General features: G+C 45.9%; 23 protein-coding genes. 11 read left to right on the top strand and 12 right to left on the bottom strand.

Going from position 1 to position 20,905, the window contains the following annotated elements; all coding sequences use genetic code 11:
- Positions 1-97: 97 nt before the first annotated feature.
- The 4 genes from K5Q92_RS00455 to K5Q92_RS00440 form a co-directional block, all read right to left on the bottom strand.
- On the bottom strand, positions 98-883 hold the full coding sequence (locus K5Q92_RS00455; protein ID WP_220767087.1) for a metal ABC transporter permease: 786 nt from the start codon (positions 881-883) through the stop codon (positions 98-100).
- 111 nt (positions 884-994) lie between these two features.
- A complete protein-coding gene (locus K5Q92_RS00450; RefSeq protein ID WP_259649448.1) occupies positions 995-1,885 on the bottom strand; it encodes a metal ABC transporter solute-binding protein, Zn/Mn family in 891 nt (296 codons plus the stop codon).
- Between the two features lie 19 nt (positions 1,886-1,904).
- Positions 1,905-3,101, bottom strand: a complete 1,197-nt coding sequence (locus tag K5Q92_RS00445; RefSeq protein WP_220767085.1) for a hypothetical protein — start codon at positions 3,099-3,101, stop codon at positions 1,905-1,907.
- Between the two features lie 78 nt (positions 3,102-3,179).
- Entirely contained in the window at positions 3,180-3,461 is a 282-nt protein-coding gene (locus tag K5Q92_RS00440; RefSeq protein ID WP_220767084.1) for an ABC-type zinc uptake system zinc chaperone, read from the bottom strand.
- 231 nt (positions 3,462-3,692) lie between these two features.
- Between K5Q92_RS00440 and K5Q92_RS24155 the strand changes: the two genes are divergently transcribed.
- Entirely contained in the window at positions 3,693-3,818 is a 126-nt protein-coding gene (locus K5Q92_RS24155) for a hypothetical protein (RefSeq protein ID WP_259649443.1), read from the top strand.
- 92 nt (positions 3,819-3,910) lie between these two features.
- Here K5Q92_RS24155 and K5Q92_RS00435 read toward each other — a convergent pair whose 3' ends face one another.
- Positions 3,911-4,246 carry a hypothetical protein gene (locus tag K5Q92_RS00435; protein ID WP_220767083.1) on the bottom strand — a complete coding sequence of 112 codons (336 nt, stop codon included), beginning with the start codon at positions 4,244-4,246 and terminating at the stop codon, positions 3,911-3,913.
- Between the two features lie 180 nt (positions 4,247-4,426).
- Here K5Q92_RS00435 and K5Q92_RS00430 point away from each other — a divergent pair, with 180 nt between their 5' ends.
- Positions 4,427-6,046, top strand: coding sequence for a mechanosensitive ion channel family protein (locus K5Q92_RS00430; protein WP_220767082.1), 1,620 nt, complete (start codon positions 4,427-4,429; stop codon positions 6,044-6,046).
- Positions 6,047-6,125: 79 nt separating this feature from the next.
- On the opposite strand, the gene K5Q92_RS00425 is transcribed toward K5Q92_RS00430, so the two are convergent.
- The 3 genes from K5Q92_RS00425 to K5Q92_RS00415 all read right to left on the bottom strand — a co-directional run bounded on the left by K5Q92_RS00425 (position 6,126) and on the right by K5Q92_RS00415 (position 9,931).
- A complete protein-coding gene (locus K5Q92_RS00425) occupies positions 6,126-7,838 on the bottom strand; it encodes a formate--tetrahydrofolate ligase (protein ID WP_220767081.1) in 1,713 nt (570 codons plus the stop codon).
- Positions 7,839-8,075: 237 nt separating this feature from the next.
- Entirely contained in the window at positions 8,076-8,942 is an 867-nt protein-coding gene (locus K5Q92_RS00420; protein ID WP_220767080.1) for a MaoC/PaaZ C-terminal domain-containing protein, read from the bottom strand.
- A gap of 104 nt (positions 8,943-9,046) precedes the next feature.
- Positions 9,047-9,931 carry a TraB/GumN family protein gene (locus K5Q92_RS00415; RefSeq protein WP_220767079.1) on the bottom strand — a complete coding sequence of 295 codons (885 nt, stop codon included), beginning with the start codon at positions 9,929-9,931 and terminating at the stop codon, positions 9,047-9,049.
- Positions 9,932-9,976: 45 nt separating this feature from the next.
- Here K5Q92_RS00415 and K5Q92_RS00410 point away from each other — a divergent pair, with 45 nt between their 5' ends.
- A complete protein-coding gene (locus tag K5Q92_RS00410; RefSeq protein ID WP_220767078.1) occupies positions 9,977-10,288 on the top strand; it encodes a prephenate dehydrogenase in 312 nt (103 codons plus the stop codon).
- 103 nt (positions 10,289-10,391) lie between these two features.
- Positions 10,392-12,146: a bifunctional diguanylate cyclase/phosphodiesterase gene (locus K5Q92_RS00405; RefSeq protein ID WP_220767077.1), complete on the top strand. Its 1,755-nt coding sequence runs from the start codon at positions 10,392-10,394 to the stop codon at positions 12,144-12,146.
- Positions 12,147-12,149: 3 nt separating this feature from the next.
- On the opposite strand, the gene K5Q92_RS00400 is transcribed toward K5Q92_RS00405, so the two are convergent.
- Positions 12,150-12,674, bottom strand: a complete 525-nt coding sequence (locus tag K5Q92_RS00400; RefSeq protein WP_220767076.1) for a DUF3016 domain-containing protein — start codon at positions 12,672-12,674, stop codon at positions 12,150-12,152.
- A gap of 210 nt (positions 12,675-12,884) precedes the next feature.
- Here K5Q92_RS00400 and K5Q92_RS00395 point away from each other — a divergent pair, with 210 nt between their 5' ends.
- The gene (locus K5Q92_RS00395) at positions 12,885-13,226 is read left to right on the top strand and encodes a hypothetical protein (protein WP_259649442.1); all 342 of its coding nucleotides are present in this window, start codon (positions 12,885-12,887) and stop codon (positions 13,224-13,226) included.
- 315 nt (positions 13,227-13,541) lie between these two features.
- Positions 13,542-13,850 carry a hypothetical protein gene (locus tag K5Q92_RS00390; RefSeq protein ID WP_220767075.1) on the top strand — a complete coding sequence of 103 codons (309 nt, stop codon included), beginning with the start codon at positions 13,542-13,544 and terminating at the stop codon, positions 13,848-13,850.
- 83 nt (positions 13,851-13,933) lie between these two features.
- Here the strand turns inward: K5Q92_RS00390 and K5Q92_RS00385 are convergent, their stop codons facing one another.
- A complete protein-coding gene (locus tag K5Q92_RS00385; RefSeq protein ID WP_220767074.1) occupies positions 13,934-14,443 on the bottom strand; it encodes a DUF4240 domain-containing protein in 510 nt (169 codons plus the stop codon).
- 166 nt (positions 14,444-14,609) lie between these two features.
- Between K5Q92_RS00385 and K5Q92_RS00380 the strand changes: the two genes are divergently transcribed.
- The 5 genes from K5Q92_RS00380 (at position 14,610) to K5Q92_RS00360 (ending at position 17,858) form a co-directional block, all read left to right on the top strand.
- Positions 14,610-15,002, top strand: a complete 393-nt coding sequence (locus K5Q92_RS00380) for a hypothetical protein (RefSeq protein ID WP_220767073.1) — start codon at positions 14,610-14,612, stop codon at positions 15,000-15,002.
- Positions 15,003-15,102: 100 nt separating this feature from the next.
- A complete protein-coding gene (locus tag K5Q92_RS00375; protein ID WP_220767072.1) occupies positions 15,103-15,900 on the top strand; it encodes a response regulator in 798 nt (265 codons plus the stop codon).
- A 136-nt stretch (positions 15,901-16,036) separates the two neighbouring features.
- Complete coding sequence (locus K5Q92_RS00370; RefSeq protein WP_202721201.1) at positions 16,037-16,309, top strand: HU family DNA-binding protein; 273 nt, start codon at positions 16,037-16,039, stop codon at positions 16,307-16,309.
- A 346-nt stretch (positions 16,310-16,655) separates the two neighbouring features.
- Positions 16,656-17,348 (top strand): TorF family putative porin, encoded by a 693-nt coding sequence (locus K5Q92_RS00365; protein ID WP_220767071.1) that lies wholly within the window; start codon positions 16,656-16,658, stop codon positions 17,346-17,348.
- 330 nt (positions 17,349-17,678) lie between these two features.
- Entirely contained in the window at positions 17,679-17,858 is a 180-nt protein-coding gene (locus K5Q92_RS00360; protein ID WP_220767070.1) for a PA3496 family putative envelope integrity protein, read from the top strand.
- A gap of 64 nt (positions 17,859-17,922) precedes the next feature.
- Here the strand turns inward: K5Q92_RS00360 and K5Q92_RS00355 are convergent, their stop codons facing one another.
- Complete coding sequence (locus K5Q92_RS00355; protein WP_220767069.1) at positions 17,923-19,302, bottom strand: sodium:alanine symporter family protein; 1,380 nt, start codon at positions 19,300-19,302, stop codon at positions 17,923-17,925.
- A 251-nt stretch (positions 19,303-19,553) separates the two neighbouring features.
- Positions 19,554-20,780 carry an organoarsenical effux MFS transporter ArsJ gene (arsJ, locus tag K5Q92_RS00350; protein ID WP_220767068.1) on the bottom strand — a complete coding sequence of 409 codons (1,227 nt, stop codon included), beginning with the start codon at positions 20,778-20,780 and terminating at the stop codon, positions 19,554-19,556.
- Between the last annotated feature and the right edge of the window lie 125 nt (positions 20,781-20,905).

Raw genomic sequence — 20,905 nt, 5'->3', positions numbered from 1 at the left:
CTTAAATAGCTTAAGCGAACTTTAATCTCGCATTTTTAATTCAAGGATTTTAGCTTAGTTCATTTAGCTAAAAGGTCTGACCTGACATAACTCTAGTTTATCCGCCACCCTCTAAAAGCGAATGCCTGCCCTTCATAGAAAGGCAAAGCCTAAACAGTATTGCAGTCACAGCTAACGTCGCCACTATGGCAGCGCCACTAGGAAGATCTAAAGTGGCAGAGAGGACTAAACCCGCGACATAACCGACCAAACCAACGAGATAAGCCCAAGCTAACTTGAAACGACCATTGAAGTGATTCACCGCCAGCGCAGGCAAGATCAAACTACTAAACACCAGATATACGCCAACCAACTCAACAGAAAGCGTAATTACCACTGCGAAGAGCAGATAGAAAGCTCGCCCTTCGAGTAAAGAGGGGCGGTAGATTAGGGCTAGCAAAATAGCCGAGTAGACACAAACTGGCAGGATTAGCTGACTCCAACTCACCCATAAGATCTGGCCTGACATCAACTGCTTCAACATCTCTGCGCCATGGGGATCGTTTGATAGCAGTAACATCGCCGCTACAGCCGCTAATACATAGAAGCAGCCGATAATGGCTTCCAGTTCATCTGCCATCCGCTTAGATAGCCAAGCGATAAAGCCGGCCCCAGCGATGGCAAATAGTGCTGGCATCCACACATTTGAAAATGGCAGAGCTTCGATGTCATGATTTAGATGGCCAACAATCGCACCCAATGCTGCAACCTGAGCGATTGCCAGATCGATAAAGATAATGCCTCGCTTTAATACCTGTTGCCCTAAGACAACATGGGTGGATAACACCAAGATCCCCGCTGCGAAAGCAGGCAGCAAGATAGAGAGAAGATCGAGATCAAACATAGGTAATGACTCTTATCATAATTGATAAATCTAGGACGGATCCCTTAATCGTGATCCGTCCTATTCGTGCCTAACCTTGACTGATTAGGCGTGTAGCATTGCAACTAACAATTACTGCTTGGCACTCAACAAGAGCGCAATTGCACTGTCGTATAGGGTAAACAGATCGACACTCTGCTCGTTACCACCAACCGACATAGGTAGCACCAGCACGGGAAGATCTGAACGCTCAGCTAACCAATCGGCACCGCGCTCGCTCTGGTATGACGCGATCACGATCGCCAATATGTCTCCCTGTTTTGCCCGGTTAAGTAAGCTCGCTAGGTGGGAGCTACTCGGCGGGATCCCCGGTTTGGGTTCTAGATCGGCAACCTGCTCTAGCCCCAGCCAGTTAAACAAATACTTAAAGCTTGAGTGATAGGCGATCACTTTGCTTCCCTCTAAGGGCTTGGCTTTCGCCTCCCACTTAGGGATAGCAGCCTGCCAACGCTCACTAAAGCTAGCTAATGACGACTGGTACTGTGCTTTATTATCGGGATCTAACTGCACAAGTTTGCCCGTCAAGGCTGTTGCCACATCGAGTAAACGATTGGGATCGAAATGCAGATGCGGATTACCTTTTGCGTGCACATCCCCCATGGAGCGATCCACCGAGGTGAGCTGATCGAGGGTGTCAATCTGCTCCGCGGCAAAGAACAAGCCCTGATCCGTCGATCTCACCTTGGCGTTTGCCGACTTCATCTGCAGCATAGGTAGCCAACCCACTTCGAGATCGGCACCAGCGCAGATAGCCAGATCGGCCTGACGCATCTTAGCGATCAAGCTTGGGCGAGCCTGTACCTGATGAGGATCTTGCATCGCTGTGGTAGCCGAGTAGATCTTGGCATCTGGTGCAAGCTCTTTCGCTAATGCGGCGTATTCCGGCTCACATGCAAAAATGTTAAGCCCGGCAACGGCACTGTTAACTGTGCCCAATGCTAATGTGAGTGTTAGCGCCTTCAGGCTCTTTGATAATAACTGCTTAGAATTGGTGCGCACCGTGAGCCCCCAGAGTCATTACATATTGCAGCGTGATGATATTGTCATCTTCGAAACCATCAAAGTTGGTACCCTGCTGGTTGGTATACTGCAAACGTACTGTTGAGAAGTGACTATGATGCCACGCAAGACTCACTTCGGTTTCTTTCAGCTTTTGTGGGTCAAAATGATCATCATGCATCATCTGAGTATCGACCTGACCATAACGTATGCCTGCCGACCAGTGAGGGGAAAACTGATAAACACTGCTTAGATACCAACCTTCTTGGTAGTCTTTGCCTTCATCGCCATGTCCATCGTCGTCATCGTGATCATCGTGTTCTTCCAGAGGCTTAAAGTCTGTAACACGGAAATACTCACCACTTAACGTTAAGTGTTGGTATTTATAGTTACCGCTTGGCGCCCATTTATAGACGAAGTCCGCAACATAAGTGTTTTCACCTGTGTACTGCGCACTGTGGCTATGGTCATGACCATCATCCACCGCAGGCTCTTCATGATCATGTTCGTCCGCAGTCAGACGACCGTTCTCATTACGCAAGTAGCTTAGGCCTGCTTGCCAAGAACCATTAGCTCCCACATCGCCACCAAGTTTAGTAAAGGCGGTATATACCCCTAGGTTCTTAAAGTCACGCTCACCATGTTCGTCAGCGGCGCGCATGTTGTCGCCTTTGAAGGCTTCAACACCCATGGTCCAATACAGATCCGTTGGCGCAACATAACTCAAACGCACACCATCATCGAAATAGTGACTACCTAAAAACGCACGATAGGCGGCAGGTCTATCTGAAAATGAATCTGTATGTACGTGTTGATTGTTCAAGTAACCAATGTCTGACAAAAAGCGACCAGCACGCACAGAAAAGCCACCTGGCATTGCTAAGGTCTGAATGAAGGCTTCTTCTAAGCCTAGCTCAGTTTCACCGTCATGCATCTCGACCACTGCAGTGAGCTTACCGTAGAACATATCATCGATATTGGCGCTCATCGCCAGCTCGGTATGGCCTAAACCAAAGCCTTCAACCCGTTCTGACATCGGTCGCTCGCCACTTTGATAATAGCCGTCTAACACGGCACTAATGGCAGGATTTGTCAGGCTAGGATCACTTGCCAAAGCTTGAGTTGAAAGTAGCGCACATGCTGCAGCTACGCCTGATAAGCGCATAGTTGAAATAGTCATTTTATTCTCCGAAATACAGCTAAGCCTTCCCCTTGGGAATACTTAAAAAAATTCTTAGTTATTGTTTGATATGAAGAATTACGCTGATACTGGAGGGGCGCGGCTATTAAAGAAACTCACATGACGCGAGTCAGACTTTGGAAGGATGTACTCTTGGCTGACAACTCCCTGACGCTCTACAGCGATATGAAGCTCACAACTGGGAAGCAGGTTGTTGACCTGGTGTTGGTGATAACACAGAGTACAATGGGTTTTAGCGCCATCGTCCAAATGACTCAAACTATGAGCGGACGCGGCAAATGACAGACACAGGAATACGGCTAGAAGCCCCATTACCAGTTTCTGCTTTACGTTACTCATTAGAATCACAGTGTTAACCTTGTGTGTTAAAACGAGACAAGTTTATGTGGCTGAGAATTGAAGTCAACCCTTAGAACGATGAAAGAGTTACAAAGTGTTTGTGAGCTAGATCACCTAAACTTGAATAGCATTTAATACTGTCTTAAGCTCTAACCACTAATATTGCTAGCGTAAAATGATATCCATAGTGATATCAAACAAGAGTTTATCTTTTAAAAAGGCGCAAATATCATGCTTGAAGTAATTCGTAGAAACTTAAAGTTTATCATCATGACAACGCTATTTTTTGTTGCGATACTCGGCGGTATTTATTACGTAGAAGCGGCACTTGAAGCGCAAGTCCAAGTCATTGACTAAACAAGTTATTGACTAATTAGCTCAAATAAGTAGCTCTGTATTTATACTCTGATGGCCCGATGCCATCAGAGTGAATGTCTGAATATCAGCTGCTAACGATATTTTTTAAGATGTTCGCTGTTATCAACAACTTCAACTTCGGGCGCTTGCCTTACTTTCAAGTTATCCATGATATGGCTCACCAGCATCAATAAAATAGCAAAAATAGCCACAGGGATCCCCACAGCTCTTACCTCTGTATCGAAGTAACTCCACGCGAATAGTATTGCTCCAGTATAAAAACTAATAATTTTAACCCAAGATAAAATCACACTTTTACCTAACCAAGCCTGACAAAAAGGGCATTGGATCTCAGTACTCAGTCCCTTTCCTCTTTGGTTTTCAATTTTATCTATCGCAAATGATTTAGAACAATGGGCGCATATCACTGAGGCAATCTCTCTTAGGCTGCATATTGGCTAACTTTTGCGCCAATATTAAAGGCCGCAAAGTTTAGCAGGTTTCGCTGTATATTCGCTATTTTGTTTACCGCTATCACAATAACAAATCGACAGTTTTCCAATGTCGTAATATTATTACTAGATCCTGAGACCTATCGGACACACCCAATGCATAGAATGCTCCCCAAAATTTTAATGCTTATTCTCTGCTTCTGCTCATATGCAGCAACAGCAAACACAGAGAATACTGAATTAACCAATAACCTAAACAAAATTCAAAGCCTGATCGATGCTGATGTAAAAGCACTACCGAATACTAAAGGCGAAATTAAGAGTTTCCTTGAATACCGCATTGGTCGCAATGCAGCCTTACTTCAGGAAACTTTAAAGACTCAGGTGGACAAAGCCGATCCTGATTACGCTTTTCTAAAGCCTTATATCGTTAAGCAATTAGCCTTTACCAACGAAGTTGAAGCTTACTTTGAAAAACAAAGAGCTAACCTTATGGGTCAAGTCGGTAGCGGCGACGACAATAAGATCATGGTGGGTCTGATGCAGATCCAGCGCGAGCAAGACAAACTGTTCACGGCTGAAAAAAGTCTATTGAGCTGGGCTAAAGATGCAGGGATCGATACCGATGCACAAAGCAAAACCTTTATCGCCACCCTGATTACTCGTGCCGACGATCTCAACAGTTTTGTCTACTACAACCAAGAGCGCTTAACTCAGGCTGTGGCCGATGTGCAAGTCGCTGGCGCCGATGTGAGTAGCGAGCAAAAGTCGCTTGTTGTTGAGCTAAAGGAACGCTTAGATCAGAGTTCAACTAGCCTTTCGACCACAATCGAGCTACTTGATTCTCTAGGTCAAGATACCGCACTTTATAAACAAACGCTGTTTAGCATTTCCGGAGATATCACCCAAGACGTATTGAACTTCGATGTAGCTAGCAGCTTATTGTCTGAGTGGATGACTATCGCTAAGAATCAAGCGATGGAAAATGGCGCAGGCATTCTATTTAAGCTGATCATTTTCTGCCTAATCCTGTTCCTATCGAGCCTAGTCGGCAAAGTCGTTAAGCGCGTAGTACAAAAGACTGTTAGCAACTCTAAGCTTAAATTCAGTATGCTACTGCAAGACTTCTTTATCTCGCTATCGGGTAAAGCCGTATTTGCTCTGGGTCTACTAATCGCCCTATCTCAGCTTGGTTTTGAGCTAGCTCCACTGCTTGCCGGTTTCGGTATCGCCGGTGTGATTATCGGTTTTGCGCTGCAAGACACCCTATCTAACTTCGCTTCTGGCATGATGATTCTGATCTACCGTCCATTCGATGTGGGCGATCTGATCAACGCTGGCGGCGTAACGGGCCGTGTAAGCCACATGAGCTTAGTATCCACTACCATTAAGACCCTAGATAACCAAAGACTTATCGTGCCAAACAATAAGATTTGGGGCGATACCATCAACAACATCACCGTTGAGCATCAGCGTCGCGTGGATATGACCTTTGGTATCGGCTATGGCGATAATATCGAGCATGCAGAGAAAGTGCTTACCGATATCGTAATGGCACATCCACTCGTGCTTAAAGATCCTGAGCCTATGATTAAGCTACACACCTTAGGTGAGTCTTCGGTGGACTTTATCGTCCGTCCTTGGGCTAAGCCTGAAGATTATTGGGATGTATACTGGGATATCACTCGCACAGTTAAAATGCGCTTCGACGCAGAAGGGATCAGCATTCCGTTCCCACAACGCGATGTGCATATCTATCAAACCGCTGCAGAATAAATTCATTCTCGCGCTCTGATATGAAAAAGCCCCGACAACTTATGTTGTCGGGGCTTTTTATTATCTATTGCTATCGTCCTTAAGCTAAGCCGACTATCTCACCATCATCATTGATATCGACATTGAGGTAGCCAGGCTTTAACCCAAGCCCTGGCATGGTCATTACTTGGCCCACCAGCGCAGTTACAAAACCCGCCCCTGCGTTGAGTCTTAGCTCGGTAATTGGCAGTTCGAAGCCTGTAGGGATCCCTTTAATGTTAGGATCATGACTTATCGACATCGGAGTCTTGGCGACACAAATAGGTAACTCACCATAGTGATGCTTAGTCAGCCAGCTTAGCTGTGTCTTAGCCTTTTCAGATAACGTGACACTCGATGCACCGTAGCCCACTTCCGCCAGCGTCATCAGCTTAGACTCAAGACTACTGTTGCTCTGGTAAAGCAGGTTAAAGTCAGATGCGGTTTGTGTCGCTCGGTAAACCATATCCGCAAGCTTAGTCGCTCCCTCGGCACCTCTACCAAAGGCTTCGCTGATCTCGCTACCAAAGGCCTTGGTCTGCTCAACAGCCTGCTTCAGCCACTCAAGTTCCTCGTCGGTATCGGTTGGGAAGCGGTTAATCGCAACCACAACTGGCACGCCATACTGACTGACGTTGTTAATATGCCACTCTAGGTTGGCAAACCCCGCCTGCAGGCGCTCCATATCGGGTAGATTAATATCTTTGCTAGACTCGATGCCGCTATTAGCTTTAAGCGCCTTAAGTGTCACCACAACGACAGACGCACTCGGAGCATAGCCCGACTCTCTCACCTTGATGTTACTGAACTTTTCAAAGCCCATATCCGAGCCAAAGCCCGCCTCTGTGACGACCACATCCGCAAGCTTTGCCGCAATGGTGTCGGCGATAATCGAGGAGTTACCGTGAGCAATGTTGGCAAACGGACCCGCATGAATAAAGCAAGGATCACCTGACAGAGTTTGCATCAAGGTTGGCTCAATCGCATCATGCATAATCACCGTCATCGCACCCGCTACGCCTAGCTCTTCGGCGGTGATAGGTTCACCTTGAGTATTAAGCGCCAACACTAGGCGGCCAATACGCTGCCTAAGATCTTTTAGATCTTGGCTCAGCGCTAGAATCGCCATCAACTCTGATGCGGCGGTAATATCGAATCCCGACTCATGTACTGGGCCATTGACTGCGCCATAACCAACTTTAATCTGTCTTAGGCTACGTTCATTATGGTCAACCACTCTGCGCCAAAGGATATTATCAGGGTCGATATCGAGTGCAGTTAAACCAGACTCTTGAACGAAGGCTTCCGCCCCTAGACGAGTCTCATGGAATAGACGTGCATCGATAGCGGCTGCCGCTAAATTGTGGGCACTGCTGACCGCATGGATATCACCGGTCAAATGCAGATTCAGCTCCTCCATCGGGACGACTTGCGCATAACCACCGCCCGCTGCCCCGCCCTTAGTGCCAAATACAGGCCCTAAACTAGGCTGACGAATACAGGCACAGGTCTTAATACCATTAAGGTTCATGGCTTGGGTCAAGCCTACGGTCGTTACGGTTTTACCTTCGCCAAAAGGGGTCGGTGTCACAGCCGTCACAATCACTAACTTGGCATTTGGTCTATCCGCTAATCTTTTAGCGACTGACAATGAAACCTTCGCCTTGTTGGCACCACACAAGGAAATTTCATCGGGCTGTAGGCCCAACTCATTGGCGATTTCGGTTATAGGTAAACAGGTATGTTGGCGCGAAATTTCAATATCTGAATGCATTCGAATTTTTCCACGTTTTATTTTTATGTAGGGTAGTTACCGCTGCAATATAGGTGATCTCAGATAGCGAGAAAATAACAATAGGGTGTTATTTTAGCTTTCTGTAATCTACGTCAATAAACTGGTTATTTTTTTGCCGATTTTACGCTCAAACTGGCAAGGTGAGGTTTTTTCATGACACTGAAAATAGCATTTAAAAAGGCGCTAAAAGCGCCTTTCATTGATTGATGTGACTGCTTATAAAAAAGTGATTTCGCCACTCAGATGTGGACGGCGACCCTTTTGATCTCTGAGCTCAAATACAGTTTTATCCTCAAGCTGCTCGGCTGCAAAACTAACGCTGCTAGGCATAAACAGCGGTAACTTAAAGGCCACATCAATCTGACAGGCACGATCACCAATAGTTGGCATCAACTGTGCGATACAGCGACCTTTCGACCACATGCCGTGAGCGAGAACGCGATCGAAACCGAAGCGTTTAGACATAACAGGATGAAGGTGGATCAGGTTATAATCACCCGATGCCTTGGCATAGCGACGACCTAAGTCTTCCGCCAAACTCCAGCTTACAGGCTCTTGCCAAGCCATATCATTAGCCTTAGGTGGACGAACTCGTTTAGTCTTTCCTTCTATGCGGTACAGATAAGTCGACACCGACTCCCATACCAGCTCACCAGCAATGTAAGCTTTAGAGACTAACTCAAACTCGAGTCCAGAGTCCGTTATACGGCTATCTGTCAACGCACATTGGATATCGAATTTCTCATCCACACGCGCACTGCGATGTAAGGTGATGCTATTTTTTAGGTGGATCATCCCAAGTAATGGAAAAGTAATCGCATCATGGGTAAAGATAACCGCATGCAGCCTAAACGCCATCACATAAAGGTAGGTCGGCGGCAGTGTTTTGCCATCGAAGTCGAATCCACACACTTTAGCGTATTGCGCCACTTTGTCCTGAGACAGAGCAACATTCTCACTGCTCACTTTGATCATCGGCAATGGCTGCTCATCCCAGCCGGGCTTGCGTCCAAAAAATATCTTGCGATAAAGAGTGAATAGCGATGGCAACGCCTTCAAATCGATACAGTATTCTTTATTCAAACCGATAAAACCTTTCAAAATGACAGGAAAACTAAAATAAGCGGCGCATTATACCCCAAAACGGCCAAACCCGATAATCACATCCAGAATGAAGAATATTCAGCTTACAAACACTGCTGCTGCCAGCAATTTTTAGTCTTCACACCTAGAGGTTGCAAATATGACTGTACGCTCTTTTGCCCCACCAGATGTCCGGCTCCCACCACAACAAATAGTGGCTGCGCCGTCTCGGGAGACTCCATTAAATTAACAATCCCTTGCGCCATAGTCTGGTTACGCCCCCAGAGCATTTTCTCAACCATCTCGATCTCACCTTCGCGAAGCATCTCCCCCTCCATCAAGTCGGCCAGCTCGGTTTCATCACCGCTACGCCACGCCGAAATGAGCTTAAGCATATCGGTATCTGGCGCCTCTATTGCCTCGCGCACCATGCTCCACTGAGTGCTGGCATCGAAAGATGCCAAGAGCTCAAATTGAAACTCGGTACTTTCCAACTCATATATTGGTTTAGCGCCAGCCTTACTCACTAATACGGCATCCACCCCGTAGTCACCGCTATAGCCCAATGCAGCATAACGACCTATGCTCACCTGCATCGACTGTAGCCAAGGGGCATAGTTTTCAATCGCCATACAGAAGGGCTGCTTATCTTGGCAATATTGGCTAAGAACCGATTGAGTCTTATCATCTATAGGCAGTGACTTTGAGCCATATTTAGCTAACAACGCAGGCACATCGGCATCACGTACATCCGCCTCTACCACCACAGCAGCCGACTGTTTGTACGCCTGTTCAATCTGCTGTGCGAGTGGAAAAAAGTTGGCTTCACCGACATGAATTGACCCTAATAGGTAGGCAACCTTTCCTTGATAGGATATTTGATAAAAAGGCGGCTTATCACTCGGTGCAGCCTGAGTAGTGAATGCCACAAACAGCATAGCTGAGCCTACCATGGCGAATAAACGCTTAACGACACTTGTTGCTATCATGCTTGCCCCTTATAATTTAGCAAAATTTCTAATTGAGAGGCTGTTATGCCACACACACAGGTTATCGAGCAACTTAAAGCCAGTTTGCAAACCGCCTACCGCCAAGCCATTGATGCCGATGCGAGACTCGACGAGCTTAAAAAGGCTGGCCACGTAAAATTTGATGCCATTTTCAGTCCATCTGAGGGCTTCACCACTAAAAGCAATCGCTTTACCCCATACGTGCAAGAGCTAGCTGCCGAGATGGAAGGCTTTATTCAAGATCCAGAGTCTATGGCTAAGGGCCTTGAAAGCCATGTACCTAAGCTTGGTTTATTGCTGCAAACCATGCAGGCTTTTAAGTCAAATTCAAAGTAACACCTAGAATATCAATCCGTTAAAAGCGGATTGATATCTGTCATCTCACTGTCACACCTGTGTCATACACTTTGCTACCTCACACACTATTGGGTAGGAAAGGATGTCCGCAATCGATCTGCAACTAGAACTCTCAAAGATCATCGATAAAGAAAAAATCAAAGCAGTCTTTCAACCTATATGTAATCTCTCTACCCATCAAATTCACGGCTATGAAGCACTAAGCCGAGGGCCTGAGCATAGTCCACTATTTTCACCTGTACCACTATTTACAACGGCTGCCTACGAGGGACGCCTATCGGAACTCGAAACCTTGTGTCGACGGATCTCCATTCAGCAATTTAAAAATACCCAGCTCCCCGGCAAACTCTTTCTCAATATCTCTCCCAAGGCGCTACTTGAGCCCAACCATGCTAAAGGGCTCACGCTAAGCCTAGTACAAGATCTAGGGCTAGATCCCTCTCAGGTTGTCATCGAGTTATCGGAGCAGTATCCTGCCGATGACATAGATCTGCTTAAGTCCTGTCTCAATCACTACCGGAGCCAAGGTTTTTTAACAGCGATTGATGATCTCGGGGCGGGCTATTCTGGATTAAGGCTATGGTCAGAATTGGCTCCCGATTATGTAAAAATCGATCGCCACTTTATCGAATCAATCGATACCTCTTCAGTAAAACAGGAGTTTGTTCGCTCCATCATTGCCCTGTGTCAAAACCTCAGTTGCAAGGTAATAGCCGAGGGCATTGAGACTCATGAAGAACTCGCGGTTCTGAAGCAATTGGGGATCATCTATTGCCAGGGTTTTCTGCTCGGCCGTCCAGCCACCTCGCCCAACCGCCATATCCCATTTGACCCCGCCTTAGAACCCACTACGCAAAAGGTGCGCTTTGCCGAATCAGCCCAGAGCCTGTGTAGCAAGGCCACAACCTGCCTATCTCACAGCAAACTTAAGCTTATTGGTGAGCAGTTCAATCAAAATCCTAGCCTGCAAGCTATCGTTGTAATGCAAAGCGAACGCGTGATAGGTATGGTGCAAAGGAGTCAAATCATAGAGCTGTTTAGCACTCCCTATGGCCGAGCTTTGCACGAAAATAGAAGCGTGAATGAGGTGCTAACCACTGAGCTTATCCATATCGAAGCCGATATGCCCATCTCTCAGGTTAGCCAACGACTCACTAAAGAATCGAGCGATCTTGTCGTGCAGCAATTTATCATCCTCAAGCAAGGCAAGCTACTCGGTATCGGCCAAACCAAAGATCTGTTAGCTAAGATAACTGAACAGAAAATTGCCATGGCGAGGCATGCGAATCCACTAACCGGACTCCCCGGAAACATCCCCATTCAAGAGGAGCTACAGAGGCTACGCCAGCAAAAAAGGCCCTTCTATCTGGCCTATTTTGACCTATCTCATTTTAAGCCATACAACGATATTTACGGTTTCTGCCGAGGTGATGAAGTGATTATGGAAGTCTCTCGGCTACTCTTACGCCAACAAACCAATAGCAACTTTATTGGTCATGTGGGCGGAGATGACTTTGTAATAATAAGCACCAGCCCAGAGATTGAGCGCCAGGCTGTACAAGTTATCGAGGATTTCGACGCAGTGAAAGCAACTTTCTATTCAGCGAAGCACTGGCAAGCTAAGCGGATGCTGGCTGAGGATAGGGATGGCAAAAGCTGTTACCATGGCCTCATCTCCCTCACAGCGGGGCTCCTGCCTCCTAACGTGACGATCAATTGCAATGAACATCAACTGTCACTTTATAGCGCCCAAGCAAAAAAACAGGCGAAACAAGCAGTAAGCTCATTTAGCCTGTTTACAGTCGATAACGCTATTGCTGCACAAGTTGGCGGTTAACGTCTACAACTGAGGGGCGATCGATGTTTTAAGCCAAGATGTTAGCATCTCATTCTCATATCGATATGGCTTGTTATTCATCTTATTGATTGAATGCATAAAGTTCATATCTGTTAGCTTTTCGTCGCCCGCGATAATCACCTGCTCTCCCTCGATCACTTTATAACTAAAGGTTATACGTGGTGGATAGATATCTTTGACTACCCGTAAGTCGTTAGTGGTTGCACCAAATGTAGGTCTCACATCGCCAGCCAAGTCCAGATCGGTTACCACCATCTCAAGCTTCTGATCCGGTTTTAGCACTTTGCTAGCTTCCTTATTCAGGTTCTTGGTTAGTTGATCAAAGGTGCGCGTCTCGAAGCGTGATTGAATATCGCCACTAGAGCGAATATCACGAAAACTATTTGGGTCTTGCCACTCAACTTTCACCACACCTTCTTCGGTCACTGGATTCTCAGCCGCTTCATCTGCCGCCCAAACTGAGCTAGATGCGAGTATCCCGGCTACAAATAGAGTTTTCAATTTCATATGCTTCCCCCTTGAACATAAGCGAGTGATTAACAATTGAACTATATAACACAGTTCCTGAATCGCCGCTTAACCTAGTACATTAGATCTTTGTCATTCATACAATCATATTAGTAGACCAGATTGTAAACAAACTAGTTGCATCAAATTGCATCAGAATCACACAGCATCAGTACGGCTCTTTAGGTTTTTATAATGAGCCGTTAAGCTATGAGCGTTATCCGTAAGTCTCAGGAAACCGAGTCCATGCAAAAGTTCACTCCCATCATCTTTGTCGTTATCTTATTTACTGCGCTTGTCGCGGCGATTATTAGCATCAATCAAGGCGAGACGGCTTCACAACCTGAAAGTTGGTCGGCTTTTATCTATAAAAATGGTTATAACTCAGGACGGTATGAGATGAAAGATGGCTTCGACAGCTATCCAAGCTGTAAAGCCTATGCCCAGCAAGCATCTGACAAGCTTAATGGTGTGGCTTGGGAGTGCGGCTTAAATTGTGGCTTTGACTCTATGCGACAAGGCTTCCACTGCCAGACCATGACCAATGAGTGACAAATGATAAGTGATATGAAAATGGGTCAGTTACAGCCTACTCTCACTTTTGATAACCACAAATTGTACAAGCGTTAACTCTGCTCCCCAGTTTTCTATCCCTTTTCCCTCAGCCCGTCTGAACAATAATCAAAACGGGTAATGACCGCCCTTCGAACTAGTTGTTCACTTTTTATTCAGCTTTGGTACATGTTACATCCGCTAACATTCGTATCAAGTTAAACATTGAACAGCGCTCTTTAAGCTGCCAACACAGATGCAGCGATAGAGTAAGCAACTGAAACTGGTCACTCATTTTATTGTTTGGAGTCAAATATGAACTACTCAACGACTAGCAAGATCTCATTCTCTGGCCCCATGGCATTTATCGCTGCACTGCTGATAGCATTTAGCTTTATCGGTCAGGCTAACGCCCAAGAATTTACCGCTAAAGAGAAAGCAGCGATCAGCGAACACTACGAAATTCTCGCTGAACATCAAGCCGAGTCAGACCAAGCATTAGAGTCAAAGTTACAAGCGGAGTTTGATGAACAGGTGCTAGATTCAGAGCAAGAGTTTATGGAGCTAACCTGTGCCAGCCACGGACTCGATTTCGACAGCGAATTTGAAGTCTGCTATGAATAAAGAGCTGACTAGCACAATCAATTACAGCTGCTTGAATACAAAACGAGGCCCTTTGGCCTCGTTTTGCTATTAAACAGTGCAACTTAAAATGGAAAGGCCGCACTTAATTGAGGGTAAGCCGCCTTAAGCTGCTTCTTCTTATGGGAGAACTTTTTCCCAGCAGGGTTTGCCTGACCTGATGGCACATAAGGTAGCTCATCATCGGCACGTTCCTCATAAAGCTGACCAGCGATCAGATCGTACTCATCAACAAACGGATAGGCATAACCATCTTTTTCCGGCCATTGAGCTAGATTTCCAAGTTCATCGGGGGTTTCAACCACCCTGTCGTACCACTCTTTGCCTAAAGAGATTAAGAAGCAACGAAACTCGGCAAAGGCATACTCAGAATCACAGCCCGTGACGATATAGGCCGCGCCCCATACATCCCAAGTATATGAACGACGCATCTGCTGACCAAATATCTTGTCAAAATCTCTCAGATCTTCATTACTCAGCGGGCTCAACTTCTGTTTTAGTGCCTCGGCAAGCTCTGTTTGATCTTGTTGTGGTGATGTTCGGGTCACTAATGCCCAAAACTCAGATTCTGTCATTGGATTCTCTAATCGTACCTTGTAATGCTGGCTATTCTAACGCATTCACCGCCAGCTTAGCTAAACAATCTCACGGCGAAGCGGCTTGTTTTATAGACGCGACCCGTGGTTTTTTTTAAACTCCACACAACAAGAATATAAAAAATATGACGACTTTAGGTACCCAATGACAAAACCACATCCTCTGTTAGCTATTTTGATGTTTCTCTATGCTCTACTCGCAATTGCTGCACTGTGGCGCACTTTGAGCACGCAAGCATTCGATCTGCTAACTCTCGGCGTCTTCCCAGTACTGTACGGTCTTATCATGCGCCGTTTCTGGGCAGGTGTCGTACTCAAGATCTATCTGGCAATTCAAACCGTTGCGCTGCTTGCACTAGCAACCGCAGCCATTATCGCCTATCAAATTACCCCAGAAGATGTCGTGGTTATCGTCAAGGGTCAGAATATCCCTATCAGCGCCATCGTAGTGGCCGCACTTACCGCTATGACATTTCAGTTCTGGGTGGCCTTCAGCCCCAAGACTCGCCTCTATTTAAAGCCTGAACCTCTTGACTAAATAAAGCATTGCCATAGGGGCACCTGCGTTAGCACTTAAGCTAGAAAACGCCAAAATCGCAGTCATGAATAGCAATAACTAATAATCGGTAATTGAATCTATGCGCCATTTACAGCCAAGCGAACTTTCAATCTTATTGGTAGAACCATCTGATACTCAAAGAAAAATCATCTGCCAACGTCTTGAGCAGGAAGGGATCCAACAGATCCAAACAGCCACCAATCTTGCTCAGGCTCTAAAGATCATCAATCGCCACCAGCCGGATCTTGTGGCAAGTGCCATGCACTACGAAGATGGCACCGCGCTGGAGTTACTACAACAGATCAAGTCATCCCAGCACTTTAACGATATTCAATTTATGTTGGTCTCCAGCGAGTGTCGTCGTGAACAGTTAGAGAGCTACCGCCAATCTGGCGTGGTCGCCATATTGCCTAAACCTTTTACAGCAGAACACTTAGGTAAGGCATTAAACGCCACCATCGATCTACTCAGCCATGATGAATTAGATTTGACCCACTTTGACGTGCAAGATCTACGCGTCCTGGTGGTTGATGACAGCAAAATGGCCCGCAACGTCATTAAACGCACCATCACCAACCTTGGATTAAGGCTCATCACCGAGGCTGAAGACGGCCAACAAGCCATTGAACTGATGCAGCAGCAGATGTTTGACTTAGTCATCACCGATTACAACATGCCAAGTGTCGATGGACTCGAGTTAACCCAATTTATTCGCAACGATAGCCAACAATCACATATTCCGATCTTAATGGTCTCATCGGAGGCCAATGAGACCCACTTAAATAACGTTTCTCAGGCTGGTGTGAATGCCCTGTGCGATAAACCTTTCGAGCCAAATACCGTGAAACAGATCATTTATCAGCTACTTGAAGAGTAAAAAACTGAGAAATCGCCCCTATTTTTGACTTTAAGCCCTATTTCATAGGGTTAAAGCGCTTTTAAATTGCAGAAGCTTGTGGCATGTTACATAACGCTACTAACAAATAAATCTACGGAAAGAAGAGACTATTCAAATGAATAAGACTGAACTTGTTGCAAAAATGGCTGAATCTGCAGAACTAACTAAAGCTGAAGCCGCTCGCGCCTTAAAATCTTTTGAAGAAGCAGTTGCTGAAGCAATGAAGAGTGGAGAGAAGATCTCTATCGTTGGTTTCGGCTCTTTTGAAACAACACAGCGTGCAGCGCGTACAGGTCGTAACCCACAGACTGGTAAAGAAATCCAGATCCCTGCGGCTACCGTACCTAAGTTCAAAGCAGGTAAGACGCTTAAAGATAGCGTTAACTAAATCACTGTTTCCGCAGTAAATAACTAAACCTCCTTATGGAGGTTTTTTTGTATCCTAAATCAGCCTTCATATAATACCAATTGCATTGAGTATCTGTTCATTCTGTGGGAATTCAAATTCTTGAGTGCTGCTGAATTGACTAATACCAATCAGTATAAAGATTTAATGCTATTGCTATAGCTGCCCTATCACGGTGCCTGTTGCCCCAAGCTGAATCATATATTTCACCCCCTCCGACATCAAGAAACTCAAACACCTGTTTTTAAAGGATAAAATTATTGGCTTAGAGTTTGCTAATTCTTATCTGAAGTAAAACCACAATAATGTTTCTACGAAGGGGAATAGAATGAACAAGTTACTTTTAAAGAGCACTGCAGTTTTAATGGCGACACTACTGAGTAGCGCTGCACAAGCAGCCGTTGAAGCGAACATAGGTGCAACCTCTAATTACCTATGGCGTGGGATCACTCAGACCGATGACAGCACTGCAGTGCAAGGCGGTATCGACTACAGCCACGACTCAGGCTTTTATCTTGGCACCTGGGCTTCGAATGTCGATTTTGGCGATGACACTAGCTATGAAATCGATCTCTATGGTGGGTTTGCTGGCAGCATAGGAGAGGAGTTTGGCTATGACGTGAGCTATCTCTACTACGCCTACCCTGATAGCGATGGCAACATAGACCTAGGTGAAGTCAGTGCTGCGATTAGCTGGAAATGGATCGAAATAAGCTACTCTCACCTAGTCAATGCAGGAGATGATGTCACGACTGAGCCACTGGATAACACCGACATGGGATATCTGCAAACCACCTTGAGCTATGCCCTGTCTGACACCCTCTTGATTGCAGCCCACTATGGATACTCCAGTGGCGACGTAGTAACCGCTTGGTACGGCGTCAACGACTATGCCGATTACTCACTGACTCTCAGTAAAGATACCAATTTCGGAACGGTATCTTTTGTTGTCAGTGATACAGATCTTAAAAATGACGATGCCAAGATTTTGCTCGGATACAATTACAGTTTTGAGCTATAACTCACTGTTTAAAGGTCTATTTTAATTATTATTTAGGGTAAATGACCAAAGCCCTAACATAAGACTTTTAGTTGCTTAATTTCATTAAGCAACTAAAAAACATCCAAAATAATAAATTTCGAACTAAAAATGTAATTTTGTTACATTGATCGCATATTTTTAAATCACTCCCTGCTAAATTCCAAATTAAGCACTCACTAATAAGGTTTAACCAAGCAAGCCAATGAGCGCTTACATTGTTTAGTTATTAACCTGAAGGTATCGACAGCATTCCCTACACGCTAATAGAGCGATTCGGGCCAATGGATACCTAGCTAAGAGGAATTCGTGATGGCTCAGACTATTGACTTTGTGCCCAACGATGCAGAAATTGAGGCATTAACAACGCCTAAGAATCAGCAAGCTGCTGATGAGTTAGCACACAAAAAAGCGGTAAAAAAGCGCCTTGAAGATTATCTTGAACGCGCACAATTAAAGCGCGATTTAAGTGAAGATGACTTTTGGGCATAGCCTAGCGTGATAAAAAAAGCTCCTGAATACATATCAGGAGCTTTTTTAGTTTATACAGCCGCGACTATTTAGCCTGTTGTGACTCCATATCCGCTTGGCGCTTCTTCAAGAAATACTCTCTGGTAAGTGCAAATACCACAGGGCTGAGTAACGCCAAGGCGATCAAGTTAGGGATCGCCATCATGGCATTCAGCGTATCTGCCAATAACCAGATAAATTCCAGCGAGCTGACCGCTCCCAAAGGCACCACTATTGTCCAAAGGATCCTAAATGGCTTGATCGCCTTAATGCCAAATAGGAACTGCACACACTTCTCACAGTAAAAACTCCAGCCCAAGATAGTGGTGAAGGCGAAAATACTCAAAGCGATAGCTACTACATAGTTCCCCATAGGGAAGGCGTGAGAGAAGGCGAAAGAGGTTAGCGCAGCACCGTTCTCACCCGAAGTCCATGCGCCAGAGACGATAATCGCCAGACCAGTGATGCTACATACTACTAAGGTATCGATGAATGTTCCCAGCATAGCCACTAAGCCTTGGGCAACAGGATTATTGGTCTGCGCCGCGGCATGGGCAATAGGTGCGCTCCCCAAACCGGCTTCATTCGAGAATACGCCTCTAGCTACACCAAAGCGAATCGCGGCCCAAACAGCAGCACCAGCAAAGCCACCTTGTGCAGCAACAGGATTAAAGGCGCTATATAAGATCAACTCAATTGCCGCAGGGATCTCTGAGGCGTAGACAACTAATACCGCCACACCCGCTGCGAGATAGAAAACCGTCATCATAGGCACCAGCTTACCGGCGACATCGGCAATACGTTTAATACCGCCCATTAATACCGCACCCACCAGCACCATAAGTACCACACCGGTAATCCATGTTGGCACGCCAAAGTTACTGCTCAGCGCGTCGGCGACCGAGTTAGCTTGAACCGTATTACCGATCCCAAATCCAGCTAATGAACCAAACAGCGCAAAGGCTGTGCCTAGCCAAGCCCACTTGGATCCAAGACCATTTTTGATGTAGTACATCGGGCCACCAACGTGGTTACCATTGTCATCGACTTCACGATACTTTACCGCTAACACAGCCTCGGCAAACTTGGTTGCCATCCCCACCAACGCGGTACACCACATCCAAAACAGCGCACCGGGACCACCGATGAAAATCGCGGTTGCCACGCCGGCAATATTACCCGTACCTATGGTGGCTGAGAGTGATGTCATCAAAGCGTTAAAGGGGCTAATCTCGCCCTTCATTCTCTTATCTTTATCGGGAATACGCCCAGACCACAGGAGTTTAAAACCTGTGCCGAGCTTTAAAATTGGCATCAGGCGCAAACCAAAAGTCAGGAATAATCCTACCCCTAAAATCATGACCAGCATGGGCGTCCCCCAGACCACACCATTGATCATGCTTACAAAATTCGTAATAGCTTCCATTCAAACCTCGTCGATACAGAGAATTTATCGTTATTATTTATATTTATAATCATGTATTTAGGGCTTTTTGATCTTCCGTAGTTTTAGCAAGATCAAAAGGTCCTAATAAAGTGAGTGCGTAATCTAGAATGAAAAACACACTCAAACTTTCAAACAGAGTACAACGAATGGTTAACGTTTGGAAAGGTTGAAAAATAAACTTGAATGGTTTTGCCATAGCACCTTGCGGCACTATGGCAATACAGCGGCACTCAACTTTTAATTTGAGTTTTAGTCCGAGGCAATTTGAAGGAGATAATAAAGGTAACAAACAACATGGCTGCTGAAATAAACAAGCAAGCCGACAAGCCAGCCTCTTGATAGACCCAACCAGAAAGTACTGTTCCCAGTAACCGTCCCATCGCATTAGCCATGTAGTAGAAGCCAATATCCAGCGAAACACCGTCTTCTCCGGCATAACTAACAATCAGGTAACTATGTAGAGAGGAGTTAATCGCAAAGACGGCGCCGAAAATCATTAGCCCGGCAATCAGTGCGAATTGAGGAGCAACCCAGCCAGTCAATATCAACACGGCAAGGATGGCGGTTACTAATGTGAGTAAGCCCACCCACCAAGTTGCCACTTTGCCATCGGGCGCTTGCTTGCGTGCTGTAAAAGTGGGAGCGATGGACTGCACCATGCCATAGGCTATTACCCAGAGCGCAAGAAAAGCCCCTACACTGCTATGCTCCCAGCCAAGCTGGCTAGCGAGAAACACTGGCAATGCTATAACAAACCATACGTCTCTCGCGGCGAACAGGAATAGACGTGCAGCAGAGAGGATATTAACGCTATCACTCTTCGAAAATATCTGAGTAAATTTAGGTTTTGACTTAGCTTTGCCTAGATCGGCTTTCAAACTGAGCATACTGCCAAGCCATACAATCAACAGCATTGCAGCCATTATCGCCACCGCACCGCTAAAGCCAGCAAGCGACAGCAATAAGCCCCCTAAGAAGAAACCAGCCCCTTTTAGCGCATTCTTAGAACCGGTTAATATCGCGACCCATCGATAGAGCTTATCTTCGGCATCTTTAGGCACTAAGGTTTTTATCGCGCTCTTGGCACTCATCTTATTGAGATCTTTAGCGATCCCCGATAGCGCCTGCGCCGCCATCACCCAAGGTACAGTGAGCATTGCCGCCGGCAATAACAACATAGATAGCGCGACAATCTGTAGCCCTAAGCCAATGTTCATGGTTTTATTGAGGCCAAGTCTCGCACCTAACCAGCCACCAACAAGGTTAGTGATCACGCCAAAGATCTCATAAAACAGGAACAGCATGGCAATTGCCAGCGGCGTATAACCTAAATCATAAAAGTGCAGCACCACCAACATGCGCAAAGCACCATCAGTGAGTGTGAATGCCCAGTAGTTCCCCGTTACAATCAAGTATTGTTTAACGCTATCAGGCAAAGAACGATATTTTGCTAACACGACTTACCACCTTAAAAAAAGGAACTAGGATGCGAGGACGTGGCTACGCCACTACTAGGACGCTACGCTACTAGGAAAAGCAAAGACAAAAACTAAAACTAAAACAACAGACACCAGCTGTACCG

The organism is Shewanella sp. MBTL60-007, assembly GCF_019654915.1.
Classification (GTDB): Bacteria; Pseudomonadota; Gammaproteobacteria; order Enterobacterales; family Shewanellaceae; genus Shewanella.
This window is presented reverse-complemented; position numbering and strand designations above follow the sequence as displayed.